The organism is Actinomadura sp. GTD37 (genome assembly GCF_041951365.1).
Taxonomy (GTDB): domain Bacteria; phylum Actinomycetota; class Actinomycetes; order Streptosporangiales; family Streptosporangiaceae; genus Spirillospora.
Map to the genome: position 1 here is coordinate 1 of NZ_JBGNUS010000013.1, position 19,026 is coordinate 19,026.

The following is a 19,026-nucleotide window of genomic DNA, read 5'->3' on the forward strand; positions in this document are numbered from 1 at the left end:
ACCGAGCCGATAAAGGCACTGGCTTTTAACACGCTGTTGAGTTCTCAAGAAACGGACACCCACCGCGCTGGACCCGCTTTCGCGTTTCCCGCTCCGGGGCGACTCGCCTTACTTTATCGGATCCGGCCGGTCTGTCAATTTCGGCTTTTTCCGATAACGCCCTTCCGTTGCCGCTTCCGCGGCGCCTTCCGGGCGGTGGAGCTATTTCATCAGATCCAGCCGGATTGTCAAAACCGAGCCTTTTCCGACGCCACCACGGCACAGCGGACACGGCGAAGCCGCATCAACTGGTTCGTAGGTGGTTTCCCCTTGGAGCCGGCCGCCGTCAGGCGTCCCGCACCTCCGTGGGGCGAAGTGAACAGTATGCCCGGGACGCAGGAACGTCAAACCGGCTCGCGGGAACGGATCGCTTCTGTGCCGGCCGTCCGGTCGGCGTGGACATCGCGCAGCAAGGGTTCGACACCCGGTCTACCTTGGATTTCGTCCGAGTTCGTCCCACATCGTCAGACGCGGCAACCCATTTGCGGCCGCGAATGTTTCTTTTCGGCAACGGCGGGGCGGTCGGCAGAACCTCACGGCTTGGCCAGGTGGCCGCCGACGAAGAGAACCGCCTCGGCGAGCACCCACACGAAGGCCGCCACGGTCAGCAGCGCGTCCAATCGCTCGGGCCGGCGCCGGACGCTCTGCACGGTCCACGCGGCGACCGCGATGACCGCCGCCAGGACGGCGACGGGGGCCGACAGCCTTACCGCCTCGGCGAAGACGGCGCCGCAGCCCGGGTCGTGGCCATCGTCCTCACCGCAGAACGCGGCGTCGCCCCAGCCGCCGATCGCGGAGAAGAACCAGAGGACGGCCAGCACGAAGTTCGCGATCGTCGGAATGGCCGGCGAGATCCACCAGCCGTTCGAGCGTCCCGGCACGGCCTGCACGAACGGAACGTACCTCGGCCCGCGCGAGCCGGGAAGGCCCATCCGCAGGCCACGGCCGCGGTCAGGTGATCTCCTTGGACTCGTGGAGGTTCATGTCCATGACGATCGCCGTCATGACGGCCATGGTCCGCAGCGGCTCCGGGACGGGATCGGCAATCTCGATCACGTACTTGTCCGCCGTGGTCAGCAGGTGGGTGGCGAGCCCGGCCCACCTCTTGCGGACGTGCGCCACCTTGTCGCCGTCCGCGTCCTTCACCTGGAAGTTGGTCCGCGGCACATCGACGTCGACCGCGCCGATCAGGGTGCCGTCGTCGTCGTAGATGACGTACCGGCGCCCGACCCGTTCGGTCACGAACGATCCGACGCGCTCCCCGTCCGGCCGGAGGATCTCGGTGTACTCGCGCCCGCTCTGCTTGTCCACGATCAGCAGCGGCTCACCGTCCGGGGTGGACAGCATGACCGCCCGGGCGTCGAGATTCGACTTGCCGGGGAACAGGCCCCGCATCTCGGAACGGCCCTCGTCGTTCGTCTGCCCGGCGATGGCGAGGACGGTTCCCTCGTCGTCCATCACCTTGTACCGCGACTTCGCGAACGGGCCCCTGCGAGGCTGTTCGACCCTGAGCGTCGGGGAGCTGAACACTTCGGTCACGTGTTCTCCTGCCTCATCGGCCGCATGCGCGGACCGCATCACCGTTCATCGTGCCGGCACGACCGCGCGTTCGGCGCGGCACGCCGTCCAACCGGCGATCCTGCCAAGCCCGCGCCCGCAGGGGAAGCGTTTCCACCTGCGGGCGCGGACGCGATATTCGCACGGTTCCCGTTCCCGGCCCGCTGACCTGCGGCGGCGCGGCCTCGACGTGACCATGTGAGAGATAGTCATCTTTCGGCCGGGCATGTCGTGAACAGCGGCGGGGCCATGGCGCGGAGTTCGGTCCGGGTCGGTCGGTCTCCTTGCTCTCCTAACGGGCAGCATCGGGAGCTTGCGGCCAGAACGGCTGCCTTCTGGGTGGATTGGATGGCGGGCGTCGGCTTCGGAGGTGCTCAACCGGGTTCGCTTCGCGTGCTCCTTGTCCGGGACCGGCGGTGGCACTCCGTGCCTGTTCACGGCGTGGACGACCCGGTGGTTATCGGGAACTCCCCCGGCCACCTGCCAGAGGCGCGTGACGTCACGATCCTCCGGGGTCGCGACCCGGGGGAATTGAGCACTTCGTAAGCGTTCGTACTTCACTCCGTCTGGCCGTGGCGGCATCCCGGCGTCCGGGTCATGCCAGCCCGGAGAGATCGGCCAGGACCTCGGAGGCGACGATGGGATCGAGCACGTCCGCGGGCGGCCGCGTGAAGCGGACCTCGCGGAGCGTCTGCTCGGGGCGGGTGTCGACGGCGGCGACCGCGATACCGGGGACCAGTTCGACGACCAGGTCGCAGGGGACGTCCCGGAAGCGGTGGACGATCGAGTGCTGGACGCCGCCGTCCCCGACGGGTCCACGCTCCCAATCCCGTCCGAGAAGGGCGAGCAGCGCACCGACCGGAACGGTCGCGCCCTCGAAGCGCTCCAGGCGGCCGGTCTGCCGCTCGGGGCCGGTGAGCGCGTCCACGTGCCGTCCGAGCTGGGCGAACGGCTGGGCGATCTCGTAGTCGGCGAACACCGCCGACCATGCCGGCACCGCGGCGCCGAGATCGACCGGGTGCGGGAGCCCGATCCGGTCCGCCGCCCGCAGCGAAACCGGCGCGTCGTCGACGTCGGCGAACGTCCGGTCCTCGGCGAGCCGGAACGCCGTGTCGTCGCTCGTCCAGAGGAGCCTGCGGGCGATGTGCCACAGCAGCGGATGCTCGACGAAGTACCGCTGGAACTCGTCGGCGCTCCAGCGGCGTCCGGTCACCATGGAGCGTTCGAGCCGCCGGATCTGGTCGGCGGCGACGCCCCGGACCTCCTTCTTGAGCGTGGTGAAGCGCTCGTACGCGGCGGGCGCGAGTTCGGCGTCGTCCGCGGCGCCAGGCTTCGGGAGGGTTTTGCGGCGCCTCCCCGCCTCGTCGGCCACGTACGGTTTCAGCGCCTCGTCGAACCCGACCGTGAAGCGGCGCGGGCCGTAGTCGAGGACGAGCGTCCCGGCGGCGTCCAGGCCGAGGTCGGGGACGAGCCGGTCGGCGAGTTCAGCGGCCGTCAGACCGCGCGCCTCGGCCGCCATCGCCAGGCAGTCCTCCGCCGTGCGACGCCGGCCGGGGGCCTTCGCCCGCTGGGCGATGCGGCTCAACTGGACCAGCGCCGCGTCGGTGCCGATCACTCGCAGCACCTGGACGGCGTGCTTGTCGGTGCCGGGCGCCGGCCACCGGCCCTGCAGCAGTGCCCCGAGCCGCCGGACGGTCTCGTCGTCGGCCGTCCGGCAGAGCTGGTCGAGCACCCAGCCGCTGCGGGACGGCGCCCGCTCGGCGATCCAGCGGTCGAAGACCGCCCCGCCGAACGCGGCCAGCGACGCGCGGTCGCACCGGTCGAGCACCTCGTCCAGTCCGCGGTACATCGTCAGCGGGCCGTTCCAGCGGAGGCCCGGGGAGAGGACGAGCGCGCCGATCAGGTTCTCCACCGCCTCGGGCGGCAGCACGCGGCCGTCCCGCAGGCGGACCTCCGGCAGGGCGCCGCGGTCCAGCCACGGCGTCTTCGGCGGCCTGACCGGACTGGTCACCGGCGCCTTCGGCGTCTCACCGGCGAGGGCGTGCTCGATCGCCTCGGCGGCGGTGTCGCCGTGCCGCCGGGCCGCCTCCACCGTCGCGGGCAGGCCGTGCGCGTCCGCGATGAGCGACAGCGCCGCACGAGCCCGGTCCCGGGGGACGCGCCGCTCGCCCAGCGCGTTCGGCACCAGGAACGGCGCCGCCGCGATCCCGTGCCTGGCGAACCAGTCGCGGGCCTTGCCGTTCGCCGACTTCAGCCGGAGCCAGTCGGCCATCAGCAGGGCCACTTCGGCGTCGAGGAACGGCATCAGCGCCCATCCGCAGTGGTTCTCCTTCGCGCTCGGGAACACCGCGCGGCGGGCGTCCATCCCGAACCGCGCCGGGAGGACTCGCAGGATCGAGAAATCGGAGCGGCCGCTGAGAACCGGATGCCAATCGCGGAGCAGCGGCCGGACGATCTCCACGGGGGCGAGCCCGAACAGGGACGCCACGGACGACGCATGGGTGATCTTCCCGTCGCCGAACTCCCGGGCGACGCCGGGCCACCCCTCCGCCTCGTGGACATGTCTGAGCTCACCGGTGAGGTTGGGCCTGGCAGGGACCGACATCAGCCACTTCTCGCGTTCGCCGGGCTCCCAGGCGAGGCTCTGCTCCGCCGGCGGCTCAAGCCCGGGAACGAGCACGGCCTCCCGCTTCGCGGCCGCGGTCGCCTCGCGATGCGCGCGGGCGTCCCGTTCCCACGGCGGGTCGACCAGCAGCGGAGGCAGTTCGTCGCTCATCCTGAACCTTCCAGATCCGGGGGAATCGGGGATCTGACGCAGGTGTTCGAACGCAGGTTCACACGAACGGGGACTACCGGACGACGAAGCGGGGGCGGCCCCGAAGGACCGCCCCCGCCATGTGCCCGTTCGAGCTATGGACTCGTTAGAAGTCCATGCCGCCCATGCCGCCGGACGGGTCGCCCGCCGGGGCCGGGTTCTTCTCGGGCTTCTCGGCGATGACGGCCTCGGTGGTCAGGAACAGCGCGGCGATCGACGAAGCGTTCTGCAGCGCGGACCGGGTCACCTTGGCCGGGTCGAGGATGCCCGACTCGAACATGTTGACGTAGTCGCCGGTGGCGGCGTTCAGGCCCTCACCCGGCTTCAGGTTGCGGACCCGCTCCACCACGACGCCGCCCTCAAGGCCGGCGTTCACGGCGATCTGCTTCAGCGGCTCCTCCAGAGCGCGCTTGACGATGTTGGCACCGGTGGCCTCGTCGCCCGCGAGCTCCAGCTTGTCGAACGCCTTGGTGCCGGCCTGCAGCAGCGCCACGCCGCCACCGGGGACGATGCCCTCCTCGACCGCGGCCTTGGCGTTGCGGACGGCGTCCTCGATGCGGTGCTTGCGCTCCTTGAGCTCGACCTCCGTCGCGGCGCCGGCCTTGATGACCGCGACACCGCCCGCGAGCTTGGCCAGGCGCTCCTGGAGCTTCTCGCGGTCGTAGTCGGAGTCGGTGTTGTCGATCTCGGTGCGGATCTGGTTGACCCGTCCCGCGATCTCGTTGGCGTCACCGGCGCCGTCCACGATGGTGGTCTCGTCCTTGGTGATGACGACCTTGCGGGCGCGGCCCAGCATGTCGGTCGTGGTGTTCTCCAGCTTGAGACCCACGTCCTCGCTGATGACCTGGCCGCCGGTCAGCGTGGCGATGTCGCCCAGCATGGCCTTGCGGCGGTCGCCGAAGCCCGGGGCCTTCACGGCCACGGACTTGAAGATCCCGCGGATCTTGTTGACGACGAGCGTGGCCAGGGCCTCGCCCTCGACGTCCTCCGCGATGATCAGCAGCGGCTTGCCGGACTGCATGACGCCCTCGAGGACGGGCAGCAGGTCCTTGTTGGCCGACGCCTTGCTCTGAACGATCAGGATGTACGGGTCCTCGAGGACCGCCTCCATCCGCTCAGGGTCGGTCACGAAGTAGTGCGAGATGTAGCCCTTGTCGAAGCGCATCCCCTCGGTGAGCTCGAGCTCCAGACCGAAGGTCTGGCTCTCCTCGACCGTGATGACGCCTTCCTTGCCGACCTTGTCCATCGCCTCGGCGATCATCTCGCCGATCTGCGGGTCGCCCGCGGAGATGGACGCCGTGGAGGCGATCTGCTCCTTGGTCTCCACGTCCTTGGCGAGCTTGGACAGCTCCTCGCTCACCCGCTCGACCGCGGCCTCGATGCCGCGCTTCAGCGACATCGGGTTCGCGCCGGCGGCGACGTTGCGCAGGCCCTCGCGCACCAGCGCCTGGGCGAGCACGGTCGCGGTGGTGGTGCCGTCACCCGCGACGTCGTCGGTCTTCTTGGCTACTTCCTTGACGAGCTCCGCGCCGATCTTCTCCCACGGGTCCTCGAGCTCGATCTCCTTGGCGATCGACACACCGTCGTTGGTGATCGTGGGAGCGCCCCACTTCTTCTCCAGCACGACGTTGCGACCCTTCGGACCAAGGGTCACCTTTACGGCATCGGCCAGCTGGTTCATGCCGCGCTCGAGACCGCGGCGGGCCTCCTCGTCGAACGCGATCATCTTTGCAGCCATAGGCTCCAGTCCTCCCGGAACAAGGTGGCTTAGAAGGATCGAGCCGACGCCCGCGACGGACGGCCCCCGCCGACGACTGCCATTCCGCCGCCGGACTGAGGCCTCATCGCCCCGACCCAGACTGTGAAGTTGTCACTCTCCACAGTAGAGTGCCAACCGTTTTTTAGCACTCTACCCTGCCGAGTGCAAGCGCCACACATCCTCGCCGGGGGAAGGTTCACCTACCTGCACGGACCCGTTCCCACCTGCACCGGAACCTCGTTCGGCCCCTCATGGGCGTGTCGCCGCGATCCACCGTGCGTGATCGGGAGGTCAGGGTGCTGCTGGTCGGCGGCGGAGTCCCGGCCTTCTGCGCGTTCGTTCCGAGCGGTCTGGTGCCCGGCCGTCGATTCCCTCCGCGGCCGGGGGCGTTGGGCAGCCGGGTGCCGCGTTATTCGGGGAGTAGGGCTCGGGTGGCGGTCAGGCGTTCGCGGTGGGCTTCCAGCCAATCGTCGGCTACTTCGATGGTGAGTTCCACCGTCACGAGGAAGGAGTGCGAATCCACTACGGCGACATGCATGCGGTCGTTGTCGTCGATTTCCAGGTGGAGTTCGGCCGCGCGTTGGCCCTCTCGCCACGCGGCGCCGTCGTCGCCCTGGGCCAGGGAGTCGAGGACCTTCCCCCACGCGGTCAGGTCCTCGGCGTCCAGCCAGGTCTTGATGCCGCCGCTCACGAAGTAGCTGCCGACCTCGATGACGCCGGTGAGGCCGCCGGACTCCCGGCCCGTCACCCGCAGGACGACGCTGTTCCCCAGGTCGTCGGCGAGGTGGATCAGTTCGGACGCTTCATGATCTTCCACCCGCGTCATCGTAGACCCGGACGGCGGCCGCGAGCCCGGCCCCGGGGGCGCCGGGACCGGGCTCGCGGGAGGGTCATCAGCCGCCGGCCACGGCGGGGATGATGGAGATCTGGGCGCCGTCGGGGGTCGGGGTGTCCAGGCCGTCGGCGAAGCGGACGTCCTCGTCGCCGACGTAGACGTTCACGAAGCGGCGGATCTTGCCGGCGTCGTCCAGGATGCGGGCGGAGATGCCGGAGTGGCTCGCCTCCAGGTCGGCGACGACGGCGCGCAGGGTGGCGCCCTCGGCCTTCACCTCGGACTCACCGCCGGTGTAGGTCCGCAGGATCGTCGGGATGCGCACGGAAACGCTCATGGTGCTCCTTTTCTCAGGCGAGGCCGGCGGCGCGGAACGCCTCCAGGGACGGGGCGATGTTCGCGGACGGGGCGACGACCGGGGCGACGGCGTCCAGGGTCTTCAGGCCGTCCCCGGAGTTGATGATCACGGTCTCGGCGGACGGGTCGAGGGTGCCCGCGCCGATCAGCTTGCGGAGGGTCGCGACGGTGACGCCGCCGGCGGTCTCGCCGAAGATGCCCTCGGTGCGGGCGAGGAGGCGGATGCCCTCGACGACCTCGGTGTCGGTGACGTCCTCGACGGCGCCGTTCGTGCGGCGGGCGACGTCCAGGACGTAGGGGCCGTCGGCGGGGTTGCCGATGGCGAGGGACTTGGCGATCGTGTCGGGCTTCACCGGGCGGACGACGTCGTGGCCGGCCTTGAACGCGGCGGCGATCGGGTCGCAGCCGGCGGCCTGGGCGCCGAAGACGCGGTAGGGCCTGTCCTCGACCAGGCCGAGCTTGATCAGCTCCTGGAACGCCTTGTCGATCTTGGTGAGCTGGGAGCCGGACGCGACCGGCACGACGATCTGGTCGGGCAGCCGCCAGCCGAGCTGCTCGGCGATCTCGTAGCCGAGCGTCTTGGAGCCCTCCGCGTAGTACGGCCGGACGTTGACGTTGACGAACGCCCAGTCCTCCTGCTCGCCGGCGATCTCCGAGGCGAGCCGGTTGACGTCGTCGTAGTTGCCGTCGACCGTCACGAACGTCCCGCCGTACACGGCCGTCGTGATGATCTTCTGGGCTTCGAGGTCGGACGGGACGAACACCGCGCTGCGGATCCCGGCGCGGGCCGCGGCGGCGGCGACGGCGTTGGCGAGGTTCCCGGTGGACGGGCAGGCCAGCACCTTGAAGCCGAGTTCGCGGGCGGCGGCGAGCGCGACGGCGACGACGCGGTCCTTGAACGAGTGGGTCGGGTTGCCGCTGTCGTCCTTCACCCACAGGCTCTGCAGGCCGAGGCTCTCCGCGAGGTTGTCGGCGCGGACGAGGCGGGTCAGGCCGGGCTCGGTGTTGGGCGTGTCCGCCACGTTGGACGGGACGGGCAGCAGTCCCCGGTACCGCCAGATGTTGCGGGGCCCGGACTCGATCGCGGCCCGGGTGACGCCCTGGAAGTCGTAGGCGATCTCCAGGGGGCCGAAACATTCCGCACAGGCGTAGAAGGGACCGAGATCGCGGGTGGAGCCGCATTCGCGGCAGACGAGCGCGGTAGCCGGTCCGAGGTCTGTGGCAGGCGTGAGTGCCATGAGGGCGAGGCCTTTCTCCCCATCTTCCCTGCGCCACCTTGGTCGCAGGCCGGAGTTGGCACCATCTCCCGGCCGGCCTCGCAGGATCGCGAGCGCGCCATAGCCGGGTGGTTGCCGGGGCTTCGCAGGGCCGGTCCCTCCACCCCTCTGGATGAGCGGTATTCAGTTGTATAGAGCACGAGCGGTTTGAACTCGTATGCGTGACTTTACATGAACTGACCGGATGCGAGACAGCCGGGTCCACCGATTGAGACGTTACCCGGATGAGGGTCCGATCACGCGCGAGACTCCTCCCGGACGGCCCGCTGGGTGGGGTCGAGGAACACGTGCCGGACGATCGGCAGCCGCTCCCGGAGCCGCCGGTCGATCTCCCCGGCGACGTCTTCGGCCTGGTCGGCGCTGATGTCGTCGGAGAAGTGGACCTTGGCGGCGACGAGCAGCTGCTCGGGGCCGAAGTGCATGGTGAGCAGTTCGTCCACGCCGGTCACGCCGGGCGCGCCGACGATCTCCGCGCGGATCTCGCGCTGGGCGGCGGGGTCGGCGGCGCGCCCGATGAGCAGGACGGTGCTCTCCCTGCCGATCAGCAGCGCGAGCCCGACGAGGAGCAGGCCGATGAGGACGGACGCGAGCCCGTCCCAGAAGTCCGACCCGGTGACCTGCCGCAGCACGAGGCCGCCGGCGGCGAGCGCGAGGCCGATCATCGCGGCGCTGTCCTCGAACAGCGCGGTCTTGAACGTGAGGTCGGGCGACCTGCGGACGTGCTCCACGAGGTCGTGCTCGGATTCGCGGGTCTCCACGCGCGCCTGGTAGAAGGCGCGGATCCAGGACGTCCCCTCCAGGACGGCGGCGAGGGCGAGGACGGCGTAGGCGAGCCACACCGCCGTCCCGGCGCCGCCGTGGCCGGTCATGGTCAGGATGCCCTCGAAGATCGAGAACCCGGCGCCGGCCACGAAGATCCCGAACGCGGCGAACAGCGACCAGACGTACCGCTCGTTGCCGTATCCGAAGGGGTGGCGCTTGTCGGGGGGACGTTCGCTGCGCCGCAGCGAGGCGAACAGGAAGCTCTGGTTGAGGGTGTCGGCGATCGAGTGGGCGCCTTCGGCGAGCATCGCGCTGGATCCGGCCATCAGGCCCGCGACCAGTTTGGTGATCGCCAGAATGAAGTTGGCCGCACCCGCGACGAGCACGGTCTTCTTCGTCTCGGACCTGCTCATCCGAACCGGTTACCCGCCGCGCCCTCCGCTAACCCCGCCGCGTCCGGCCTCGGGCGCGGGCGCGGGCGGTCGTGGCGGAAACCACGCGGGTCACTGTGGAGCACCCCGGTCACAACTGAGACCCTGCCGGTATGAGCCAAGTGCTGGTGGCGTCCAACCGTGGCCCGGTGTCGTTCTCGCTGTCGGAGGACGGCGCGCTCGCCATGCGGCGCGGTGGAGGCGGACTGGTGTCGGGCCTGGCCGCCGTGACCGGCGCCCCACGGGATCCTGGGCCTCTCCGTCCGTCGGAGCCCGCGGGGGCGTCCGCGCAGTCCGGCCCTAGCCCGGACGTGCTGTGGGTGTGCGCGAGCCTCAGCGAGGCCGATCGGACGGCTGCCCGCCGGTCACCGGACGGTCGCATAGACCAGGCGGGTTACGACACCGGTGGCGCGGCGGTACGGATGCTCGATATCCCCGAGGCCACGTTCCAGCGTGCGTACAACGCGGTTGCCAACTCGACGCTGTGGTTCGTCCACCATCTGCTGTACGACACACCGCGCAGCCCGCATTTCGACGCTCGCGCACGGCGTGACTGGCAGTCCTATGAGGCGTACAACGCGGCCTTCGCGGACGCTCTGGCGCGGGACGCTTCGCAGGGCGCGAAGGCCGCGATCCAGGACTACCACCTGTCGCTGGCTCCGCGGATGCTCCGCGACCGGCGTCCGGACCTGAGAATCGTCCACTTCTCCCACACGCCTTGGGCGCCGCCGGAGTACTACGGGCTCCTGCCGGACGACATCGGCAGGCAGATCCTCCTGGGGATCCTCGGCGCCGACCACGCGGGGTTCCTCACCGAGCGGTGGGCTCTGGCGTTCCTCGACTGCTGCGAGCTGCTGCCGGGCGTCCGCGTCGACCGGGTGGCCCGAACCGTCACCTGCGCGGGGCACACGACGCGCGTGGGCGTCCACGGGCTCGGCGTCGACGAGACGGCGCTGCGCAAGCGCGCGGCACAGCAGGACGTCGTCGAGCGGGCGCGCGCGCTGCGGGAGCAGGTGGGCGACCGCCAGCTCATCGTCCGCATCGACCGCACGGAACTGTCGAAGAACATCGTGCGCGGGCTCGCCGCCTACCGCGAGATGCTCGTCAACCATCCCGAGTGGCGCGGACGCGTCGTGCACCTGGCGTTCGCCTACCCGTCCCGCTACGACCTGCCCGAATACCGCGAGTACACGGCGGCCGTCCAGCGGATGGCGGAGCAGATCACCGACGAGTTCGGCACCGCCGACTGGGATCCGCTGATCGTCCAGGTGAACGACGACTACCCGCGCTCCCTCGCCGCCTACGGGCTGGCGGACGTCCTGCTGGTCAACCCCATCCGGGACGGCATGAACCTCGTCGCGAAGGAGGGGCCGGTCCTGTCGGAGCAGGGCTGCGCGCTGGTGCTGTCGCGGGAGGCGGGGGCCGCGTCCGAACTGTCCGAGGACGCGCTGATGGTCAACCCGTTCGACGTGTCGCAGACGGCGGAGACCCTGCACCAGGCGCTGCTGATGCCGCGCACCGAGCGCGCCGAGCGCTGCGCCCGCCTCACCGCCGCCGCGACCGCCCTCCCCCCGCAGCGCTGGTTCGCCGACCAGCTGGCCGCCCTCGACTAGCCGGTCCCCGAAGGTGCGGAGCCGCCACCGGATTCTGGCGGTGGCGACAGGCCGCGGGCTTCACCTGCTGCTGGTGGACGGTTCCACGGCGAGGCGGCAGTCGACCGGGTTCGGCTCGTGGTGCTGCTTCCAGCGTTCGCGCAGCGCTTCCTTGCTGTGCGCCATGCGGCGGTGTGCGCTGATCCGGGTGAAGTGGGCGAGATGCGACGCGGGCGGCTTCGGCAGGCCGCTCGGCTCGTAGCCGTACTCGGCGAGCCGCTCGCCGAACGCGGCCTCCGCGAGGCTGATCTCCCACGGCTCCAGCCGCTCGGCCCACGATCCGATGCGGCCCGTCGTGACGGCGTCGTGCGTCCGGCCGTGCCACCGCTTGCGGGACGGGACGGTGCGCCGCGCGAGGCCCTCGGGGTGCGTCATCGCCGGGTCGAACTCCTCGCCGAGGAACCCGCAGAGCCGCGCCAGCTCGTCGGCGGGGTCGGCGACGAGCCGCTCGTACTGCAACTCGTAGTAGGTCTCGGGACCGAGGCGCTGGGCGAGCCGGCGGCCCTGGTCGATCGTCTCGCGCCAGACGGACACGGCGCGGTGGACGTCCCCGTCGTACCAGGGCATTTCGAGGAGCGAGGCGATGCAGTCCCGGCCGTCCCGGACGAGGTGGACGAACTGCGCGTCGGGGAACATCCGCAGCAGCGCGCCCGCGTGCCGGGAGTAGCTCGGACGCTTGTCGCCCCAGCGGGCCTTCCCGTGCTCGCGCGCGTAGGCGCGGAAGACGATGCCGATCGCGGAGCCCAGCGTGGGCGGCCCGGCGACGATCTCCTCGACGAGCTCGGCGGGGTCCAGGCCGAACTCCTTGACCTTGGTCGACCGGTCGCCGGTGATCCACTCCGCGAGCGCCCGCCTGTTCTTGCTCTCCGTGAGGTCACCGAACTCGCACCGCGCCGTATAGGCCGGCAGGACGAACTTCGTCTCCCCCGGGATCGCGAGACGCGGATGCGAGTGCAGCATCAGCCGCAGCAGGGTCGTCCCCGAACGGGCGCAGCCGAGAACGAAGATCGGGCGGGCGTGGCGGGAGGCCGGTCCTGGTGGCATGCCCCGATGCTGGTGCAGACCCCCAGGTCACGGCCCCCGTTCTTGACGCACTGTTACCGGTCGATGACGAACCTTTTGAGGCTCGTCAGGTGTAGGACTCGCCCAGCGTCTGCCTGACCTGCTTGCGCGCCTCGTGGATGCGGGACTTGACCGTGCCGAGCGGCAGCTTGAGCTGCTCGGCGATCTCCGCGTACTCCAGCTGGGACACGTCCCGCAGGACGAGGGCCTGGATGAGGTCCGGCTTGCGGGCCTCCAGGTCCTCCATGGCGTCGAGGATGTCGACCCGGGACCCGGCGATGACGCTCGTCCGGCGCGGGTCGGGGCGCTGCTGTGGAAGCTCGCCCGCCTGCTCGACCGAGCGCCGCTTCAGCGACCGGTACGTCGAGCGGGCCGAGTTGGAGACGACCACGTGCAGCCAGGTGCTGAACCTCGACCGGCCCTCGAACCGGTGGATGTTCCGCGCGACCTGGAGCAGCGCGTCCTGGCATGCCTCTTCGGCGTCCTGTCGGCAGGGCAGGAACCGCGAACTGTGCCGCAGCACGTCCGGCTCGATCTTGCGGAGGAGTTCGTTGAGGGCGCCCTGGTCGCCCTGGGCGGCCTTCACCGCCAGCTCCTCGGTCCTCTCGTCGAATGCCATGCCGCCTCAATGCTCGTTCGCGGGGCCACCCCGTTTGCTGGGATGATACGGGAGTGTCCTTCCCACCATCTGTAGGCCGTTACCGAATCGATCGCGTCCTGGGTTCGGGGGCGTTCGCCTCTGTGTGGCTGGGGCACGACGACGCACTGGAGTCGCAGGTCGCCATCAAGGTGCTGAACAGCAACCTGATCGACGACCTGGACGTGCGCAACCGCTTCCTCGAGGAGGCCAGGATCCTGCGGCGCGCCGACTCCGAGCGCCTCGTCCGGGTGCACGACATCGGCGAGCTGCCGGACGGCCGCCCGTACTTCGTCATGTCGTACGCCGACCTCGGAACGCTCGGCGACCGCATGCGCGAGCGGCCACTTCCGGTCAGCGAGGTCGTCGCCCTCGCCGAGCAGATCGCCTACGGCGTCGAGGTGATCAACACCCTCGGGGTGATCCACCGCGACCTCAAGCCGTCCAACGTGCTGTTCCAGTCGACGCCGGACGGCGGCGAGAAGCTGCTCATCGCCGACCTCGGCCTGGCCAAGGCCCTCGCGCACGCGTCCGGCGCGTTCACGCTGCCGGTCGGCACCCCCGGATACATGTCGCCGGAGCAGGCGCGGTTCGGCGGCGGGCTGGACGTCCGCGCCGACGTGTACGGGCTCGGCGCGCTGACGTACCACATGCTCACCGGGCGGGCCCCGGGCCCGGCGCCGGTCAAGTCGCCGCCGAGCGCGCTGCGCGAGGGCCTGCCCCCGGCGTTCGACCAGGTCATCATGCGTGCGCTGGAGGTCGAGCGGGAGAAGCGCTGGCCGACCGCGGAGGCGTTCGCGGAGGCGCTGTCCACGCTGCGCCCGACGACGGGCCCGCCCGCACCCACGCCGCAGCGCGCGGCTCCGGGCGCGGGCCCGGTGCCCGCTCCGGTGCCGCGGATCGACGCGGACGCGACCGTCCAGGACTTCTACCGCGACGGCTCCCCGGCGCGGCCGCCCGCTCCGGCTCCCGGCGCCCCGCCCGCCCCCGGTCAGCCCGCCCCCGGTCAGCCCGGCCCCGGGCAGGCCGGCCCCGGGCAGGCCGCCGCGGCGAACCAGGGCGCCGGCGGCCCGGCCGAGATGCGGACACGGTTCGACCAGGCGGCGGAGGACGACGTCCACACGTCCGAGATGCGCGTACCGCCGGGCCCCCAGGGCGCCGGGCACGCGACGATCGTGGACGACCCGGCCGGACGCGCCACCCCCTTCGGGCAGGGCGAAGGCCCCACGTCGCCCGACAACGGCAACGACCGCACGGTGTCGTACCAGGGTCCGCCGCAGGGCGGCGACAACAAGACCGCCGTGTTCCCGACCCAGCAGCCTCCCGCTCCGCAGGGCGGCGCACCCGTGCAGCCGATGGGCGGACCCTATGGCGGCCCGCCCCCGCCCACGGGGTTCCAGGCTCCGCCACCGGGGCCCGTCCAAGGCCAGGGGCAGCGGCCCGGCGGCAAGCAGGGTGGGCTGATGAGCCGCCTCAAAGGCGGCGGCACACCCGGCGGTCCTAGTGGCGGGCCCGGCGGCGGCGCGTCCAAGAAGTTCGTCACGCCGCTCGTCATCACCGTGGTCGTGCTCGCGGTCGCGCTCGTCGGCGGGCTGACCCTGGGCCTGCTGTTCTCCGGCGGCGACGGCAACGACAAGGACGGCAAGAAGACCCCGGCGATCCCCAAGGACTTCGTCGCCGTCTCCGACACCGCGGGCAAGATCAAGGCGGCGGTGCCGAAGGCATGGCCGAAGGGCCAGGAGCAGACGTGGACGCCGTCCGACGTCGCGCTCAACGACGCCCAGCCGCGCCCCGTCCTCCGCGCGACCCCCGACAAGGCCGCGTTCCTCGGCAACGGCAAGGCCCCCGGCGTATTCATCGGCGTGACCACGGACGTCCGCCCCGGCCAGCTGCCGCCGCCGAGCGTGGCCGGTCACCCGCAGTGCACCAAGGCCGCGCCCGAGAACTACACCACGCCGGACGGCGCCCTCAGCGGCACGATCACCCGCTACACCGCCTGCAAGCTCGGCACGCCGTCCGTCACCGAGATCGGCCTGAAGGACAAGGCGGGCAAGTTCGGCCTGTGGATCCGGGTCAAGGAGACCGACGACCGCAACGCCACCAAGGACATCCTCGACAGCCTGAAAGTAGCGCTTTAGCCCAGGGGGGCGACCCCCTGGAACCCCCGTCGCGACGCAGGCGATCCTCGCGCCGCCGTTGCGGTCTGTCTTGCCTGTGACGGTGTGTGTGGCGTCGCTGTGGTCGCCTGCGTCGGCGGGCATGCCCGCTGCGCTCGCTGGCGCTCGCTCCACGTGCCTGCCCGTGCGCGGTGGCTGAGGTCTGGTCCAAGAGCGCGAAGTCTGACTCGTCCAGGTGGGCCTATTCCCCACCGGCGACTCCACGATCAGGGAATGGTGGGGCGGCCCGGTCCTGGCCCGGGTCCCCACCCCCGCCGAAGCGATCTCCATCGCCGTGGACCGTATTCCCCGCCCGACTGGGGATGCCTGAGAACGATCCGTCACTGACTGTGAGCACGGTCGCGGACATCGTTGTTGCATCGCGAGCTGTTCCGATATATCGTTAATGCATCGCAACCGATCACTAGACAAGGAGACTGCGATGCACGACCACATGATGAGAAGGCGTGGCGGGGGCCCGGGGCCCGAGGAGCGGCGCGGACGGCGGGGCGACTCGTTCGGTCCGTGGGGGCCCGGCGGCCCCGGCTTCGGTCCCGGAGGGTTCGGGCCGGGGCACCGCGGACGCGGTGGGCGCGGCCGGCGGACCCGGCGCGGCAACGTCCGGGCGGCGCTGCTCGCCCTGCTCGCCGAGCGCCCCATGCACGGCTACGAGATGATCCAGGAGCTGGACGGCCGCACCGGTGGCGTCTGGCGGCCGAGCCCCGGTTCGGTCTACCCGACCCTCCAGATGCTGGAGGACGAGGGCAAGGTCGGCAGCGAGGAGCAGGGCGGCAAGCGCCTGTTCTCGCTCACCGACGCGGGCCGCGAGGAGGCGGCGGCGCAGACCGTCGTCCCCTGGGACGAGGTCACCGAGGCCGCCGGCGAGAACGTCCTGCGCGGACGCGAGGCCATCGGCCAGCTGATGGGAGCCCTCCACCAGGTGATGGCGGTCGGCAGCGAGGACCAGAAGGGACGCGCTCTGGACGTCGTCAACGACGCCCGCCGCCGCCTCTACGGGATCCTCGCCGACGACCCCGAAGCCGGGTGAACGCCCCCGACCGGAACCGCCGCAGCCTGGCAAGGCCGCGGCGGTTTCGCGTTCAGCGCGGGAAGGGCGCCTGCTTGGCGAGCTGGTCGGCCACGTAGAGCTGCTTCCACACGTAGAGGCCCATGTCCGACCGCTTGACGCCGTGCTCGACGGGGACGTCCACCGTGGCGCGCACCAGGAACGCCGAGTCCGGCGGCATGTACTTGTCGCCGCCGTCCCCCGAGACCAGTTCGCCGCCCGCGAGGCGCCGCACGACCTGGCTCTTGGTCGGCGGGGTGCACATGTCCTCGGGGACGCCGGCCTGCGGCATGCAGCGGCCCCGCGCGTCCGGCGCGATGAGGTTCCGCTTGAGGAACACGTCGCCGGGGAAGTCGAGCAGGACCCTCGCGCTCGTCGGGTTGCCGAGGATGTACTCGATGTAGGCGAACGACGCCCCGGACGGCGGCGAGGACTGGGACGTCGCCGCCACACCGTCGCTGACCCCGTCCGTCACCGCGGCGATCCGGTACCTGGCGCCGTCGGCGGTGCCCACCGTGATCGGCGCGCCGGCGTCGGGCAGTTCCACGTCGCCGCCCTGCCGCTGCTCACCGGTGGACGGCGCCGCGCCCGTCCCGCCGTCGTCGTCGTCGCCCGACCCCGGCGTCAGGATGAGACCGGCCGTGACCAGGCCGGCGAGGACGAGCACGCCCGCCGCGACGAGGCCGCTGCGGCGGCCCGCGCGGCGCCGCTCCCACCGCTCCCGCTCCCGTTCCCGCGAGCCGAGCCGGACCTGCACGCCGCTCGTCTCCCGGACCCCCATCGGCCCGGTCGTGGACGAGCGCTCCGCACGCCGCGAATAGGCGTCCTGCGCCTCGGGGACCCCGGCCCACTCCGCGTCGCCGACCTGCGCGCCGCCCCGGCCGCGGCCCGGCTCGGACGGGCCGGCGGGCGCGCCCGGCCGGGGTGGGCCGCCGGGCACGCGGAGGGTCTGCGGGAGGCCGCCGGGCTGCGGGAGGCCGGGTTCGGCGGGAGCCGGCGGGGGCGTGCCCCAGACGCTCGGCGGCGCCTCGGCGGCGGGCGGCGCCTGGACGATGGGACGGGTCGGCGCGCCCGGCGGGATCGGCGCCCCCGCCGGCCGGACGGGCGTGCCCTCCCGCGGTGTGGCCCTGGGAAAGCCGTGAGCGGGCGTGTCCCTGATGTCGCCTGGACGGCGCGGGACTCCCGGTTCGGTGTCCACGGTCAAGCCTCCCCATGTCCTCGCGCGGCTCCCCCGTGGACCGCACATACCGCAGTCCAGCATATTTTGGCGCAATTAGACTCTCAGTCCACACGCGCCCCCAGAGTCTGCGAGATCCGACAAATCCGGTTTGGAGTCTTGTCACTTCTCCGCTAACCCGGGGCGACCCGTGCCGTGCAGGTCAGGACCGATGGTCCACCAGGGAGCCGAGAAAGTCGACCACGCCGGCCGGGCCGTCGACCACCACGTCCGCCCGCTCGGCGAGCGCCGTGACCTCCGTGGACCCGCTGCACACCAGCACGCCCGGCACGCCCTCCGCGCGCAGCGCCTCGACGGCGCCGAACGCGGCCAGGTCGCCGAGGTCGTCCCCCGCGAACAGCACGGCGGACGGACGGCCGCCGAGGCCGTCGACGAAAGAGCGCAGCGCCTGCCCCTTGTCCATGCCGTGCGGGCGCAGTTCGAGGACGAGGCGTCCCGGTTCGACGGTGAGCCCGGTCCGCTCGGCGAGCGCGGCGATGATGCCCCGCAGCCGTTCGAGCGCGACCTCCGGCTCGGCGCAGCGTCGCGTGTGCACGGCGAGGGCCTGCCCCTTGTCCTCCACGAAGGTCTCGGGCGGGGCGCCCGCCGCCGCGAGGACGCCGGGCAGCTTCGCGCGCGCCTCGGCGACGCCCGGCGGCGGCTCGGGCGCGGTCAGCACGCCCGACTCCCAGCGTTCCAGGCCGTACTGCCCGAGGACGACGAGCCCGTCGATGCCCGCGAAGCCGCCGTACTCGACGGCCACGGCGGCGGGCCGGCCCGTGATGATCACCAGCGAGCGGACCAGCGGGGCCAGCCGGGCGAGCGCGGGGGCCGCGCCGGGATGGGCCCGGGCCGAGGCCGGATCGTCCACGATCGGCGCCAGCGTGCCGTCGAAGTCGAAGCCGAGCACGGCCCCGGCCGGGTTCCTGCGGATCGCGTCGAGGCCGCCGGCGCCGGCGGCCGTCACAGAACGGGGAGAAGTCACCTGGCCCAGTGTGGTCAGGTCACGGCCGGATGCCGAGTCGGCGCGCGGCGCGGCTGCGCTGCCGCTGTGACCGCATCCGGCGGAGGCGCTTGACGAGCATGGGGTCGCACTCGAGCGCCTCGGGTCGGTCGATCAGGAGGTTCAGGAGCTGGTAGTACCGCGTCGCCGACATGTCGAACAGCTCGCGGATGGCCTGCTCCTTGGCTCCGGCGTACTTCCACCACTGCCGCTCGAAGGCGAGGATCTGCCGTTCGCGCTCGGAGAGGTGGTCCGCCGGGAAGGCGGCGTCCTCGGCCCCGCCCTCCTCGGCGGGCACGCCGTCTTCGGTCAGGGGTCGCGGGGGTCGGCCATCGTCCATGCTTCCGTCCTGTGGGGGGACGTCACCGCGGGGGTCACCGGGGGCGTTCGCCGCTCGCATCAGGT

General features: G+C 71.6%; 16 protein-coding genes and 1 riboswitch. Of the genes, 3 read left to right on the forward strand and 13 right to left on the reverse strand.

Translation table 11 applies throughout. The features are described 5' to 3' along the window. Window positions 1-572 precede the first annotated feature (572 nt). The 8 genes from ACA511_RS37885 to ACA511_RS37920 all read right to left on the reverse strand — a co-directional run bounded on the left by ACA511_RS37885 (window position 573) and on the right by ACA511_RS37920 (window position 9,811). Window positions 573-929 (reverse strand): hypothetical protein, encoded by a 357-nt coding sequence (locus tag ACA511_RS37885; RefSeq protein WP_375029560.1) that lies wholly within the window; start codon window positions 927-929, stop codon window positions 573-575. 61 nt (window positions 930-990) lie between these two features. Further along, window positions 991-1,578: a phospholipid scramblase-related protein gene (locus ACA511_RS37890; RefSeq protein WP_375029561.1), complete on the reverse strand. Its 588-nt coding sequence runs from the start codon at window positions 1,576-1,578 to the stop codon at window positions 991-993. Between the two features lie 613 nt (window positions 1,579-2,191). Continuing rightward, window positions 2,192-4,372: a DUF4132 domain-containing protein gene (locus ACA511_RS37895; protein ID WP_375029562.1), complete on the reverse strand. Its 2,181-nt coding sequence runs from the start codon at window positions 4,370-4,372 to the stop codon at window positions 2,192-2,194. Window positions 4,373-4,517: 145 nt separating this feature from the next. After that, window positions 4,518-6,149, reverse strand: a complete 1,632-nt coding sequence (gene groL, locus ACA511_RS37900) for a chaperonin GroEL (protein ID WP_375029563.1) — start codon at window positions 6,147-6,149, stop codon at window positions 4,518-4,520. A 430-nt stretch (window positions 6,150-6,579) separates the two neighbouring features. Beyond that, the gene (locus ACA511_RS37905; RefSeq protein ID WP_375029564.1) at window positions 6,580-6,987 is read right to left on the reverse strand and encodes a DUF5959 family protein; all 408 of its coding nucleotides are present in this window, start codon (window positions 6,985-6,987) and stop codon (window positions 6,580-6,582) included. Between the two features lie 76 nt (window positions 6,988-7,063). Next, the gene (locus ACA511_RS37910) at window positions 7,064-7,339 is read right to left on the reverse strand and encodes a MoaD/ThiS family protein (RefSeq protein WP_375029565.1); all 276 of its coding nucleotides are present in this window, start codon (window positions 7,337-7,339) and stop codon (window positions 7,064-7,066) included. Between the two features lie 13 nt (window positions 7,340-7,352). After that, a complete protein-coding gene (thrC, locus tag ACA511_RS37915; RefSeq protein WP_375029566.1) occupies window positions 7,353-8,597 on the reverse strand; it encodes a threonine synthase in 1,245 nt (414 codons plus the stop codon). Between the two features lie 16 nt (window positions 8,598-8,613). Then, window positions 8,614-8,755, reverse strand: a riboswitch (SAM riboswitch). A 117-nt stretch (window positions 8,756-8,872) separates the two neighbouring features. Next, a complete protein-coding gene (locus ACA511_RS37920; protein WP_375029567.1) occupies window positions 8,873-9,811 on the reverse strand; it encodes a cation diffusion facilitator family transporter in 939 nt (312 codons plus the stop codon). Between the two features lie 131 nt (window positions 9,812-9,942). Here ACA511_RS37920 and ACA511_RS37925 point away from each other — a divergent pair, with 131 nt between their 5' ends. After that, entirely contained in the window at window positions 9,943-11,442 is a 1,500-nt protein-coding gene (locus ACA511_RS37925; protein ID WP_375029568.1) for a trehalose-6-phosphate synthase, read from the forward strand. Between the two features lie 60 nt (window positions 11,443-11,502). Here the strand turns inward: ACA511_RS37925 and ACA511_RS37930 are convergent, their stop codons facing one another. Both ACA511_RS37930 and ACA511_RS37935 read right to left on the reverse strand, forming a co-directional pair. After that, window positions 11,503-12,525, reverse strand: coding sequence for a sulfotransferase (locus tag ACA511_RS37930; RefSeq protein ID WP_375029569.1), 1,023 nt, complete (start codon window positions 12,523-12,525; stop codon window positions 11,503-11,505). 85 nt (window positions 12,526-12,610) lie between these two features. Continuing rightward, window positions 12,611-13,162: an RNA polymerase sigma factor gene (locus ACA511_RS37935; protein ID WP_371946335.1), complete on the reverse strand. Its 552-nt coding sequence runs from the start codon at window positions 13,160-13,162 to the stop codon at window positions 12,611-12,613. Here ACA511_RS37935 and ACA511_RS37940 point away from each other — a divergent pair. Together ACA511_RS37940 and ACA511_RS37945 are read left to right on the forward strand one after the other, a co-directional pair. Beyond that, a complete protein-coding gene (locus ACA511_RS37940) occupies window positions 13,156-15,318 on the forward strand; it encodes a serine/threonine-protein kinase (RefSeq protein ID WP_375029570.1) in 2,163 nt (720 codons plus the stop codon). The two genes, ACA511_RS37935 and ACA511_RS37940, sit on opposite strands and share 7 nt — an antisense overlap. A 460-nt stretch (window positions 15,319-15,778) precedes the next feature. After that, on the forward strand, window positions 15,779-16,384 hold the full coding sequence (locus ACA511_RS37945) for a PadR family transcriptional regulator (protein ID WP_375029571.1): 606 nt from the start codon (window positions 15,779-15,781) through the stop codon (window positions 16,382-16,384). 52 nt (window positions 16,385-16,436) lie between these two features. On the opposite strand, the gene ACA511_RS37950 is transcribed toward ACA511_RS37945, so the two are convergent. The 3 genes from ACA511_RS37950 to ACA511_RS37960 form a co-directional block, all read right to left on the reverse strand. Next, the gene (locus ACA511_RS37950; RefSeq protein WP_375029572.1) at window positions 16,437-17,600 is read right to left on the reverse strand and encodes a hypothetical protein; all 1,164 of its coding nucleotides are present in this window, start codon (window positions 17,598-17,600) and stop codon (window positions 16,437-16,439) included. 181 nt (window positions 17,601-17,781) lie between these two features. After that, window positions 17,782-18,603: a trehalose-phosphatase gene (otsB, locus tag ACA511_RS37955; RefSeq protein ID WP_375029573.1), complete on the reverse strand. Its 822-nt coding sequence runs from the start codon at window positions 18,601-18,603 to the stop codon at window positions 17,782-17,784. A 19-nt stretch (window positions 18,604-18,622) separates the two neighbouring features. Continuing rightward, window positions 18,623-18,961, reverse strand: coding sequence for a DUF3263 domain-containing protein (locus tag ACA511_RS37960; RefSeq protein WP_375029574.1), 339 nt, complete (start codon window positions 18,959-18,961; stop codon window positions 18,623-18,625). Window positions 18,962-19,026: the final 65 nt, after the last annotated feature.

Bases quoted from the DNA above. Each gene is read 5' to 3' on its own strand.
- ACA511_RS37940 (WP_375029570.1), top strand. From the start codon at position 13,156: ATGCCATGCCGCCTCAATGCTCGTTCGCGGGGCCACCCCGTTTGCTGG.
- groL (WP_375029563.1), bottom strand. From the start codon at position 6,149: ATGGCTGCAAAGATGATCGCGTTCGACGAGGAGGCCCGCCGCGGTCTC.
- ACA511_RS37930 (WP_375029569.1), bottom strand. From the start codon at position 12,525: ATGCCACCAGGACCGGCCTCCCGCCACGCCCGCCCGATCTTCGTTCTC.
- ACA511_RS37925 (WP_375029568.1), top strand. From the start codon at position 9,943: ATGAGCCAAGTGCTGGTGGCGTCCAACCGTGGCCCGGTGTCGTTCTCG.
- thrC (WP_375029566.1), bottom strand. From the start codon at position 8,597: ATGGCACTCACGCCTGCCACAGACCTCGGACCGGCTACCGCGCTCGTC.
- ACA511_RS37935 (WP_371946335.1), bottom strand. From the start codon at position 13,162: ATGGCATTCGACGAGAGGACCGAGGAGCTGGCGGTGAAGGCCGCCCAG.
- ACA511_RS37895 (WP_375029562.1), bottom strand. From the start codon at position 4,372: ATGAGCGACGAACTGCCTCCGCTGCTGGTCGACCCGCCGTGGGAACGG.
- ACA511_RS37960 (WP_375029574.1), bottom strand. From the start codon at position 18,961: ATGGACGATGGCCGACCCCCGCGACCCCTGACCGAAGACGGCGTGCCC.
- ACA511_RS37945 (WP_375029571.1), top strand. From the start codon at position 15,779: ATGCACGACCACATGATGAGAAGGCGTGGCGGGGGCCCGGGGCCCGAG.
- ACA511_RS37910 (WP_375029565.1), bottom strand. From the start codon at position 7,339: ATGAGCGTTTCCGTGCGCATCCCGACGATCCTGCGGACCTACACCGGC.
- ACA511_RS37920 (WP_375029567.1), bottom strand. From the start codon at position 9,811: ATGAGCAGGTCCGAGACGAAGAAGACCGTGCTCGTCGCGGGTGCGGCC.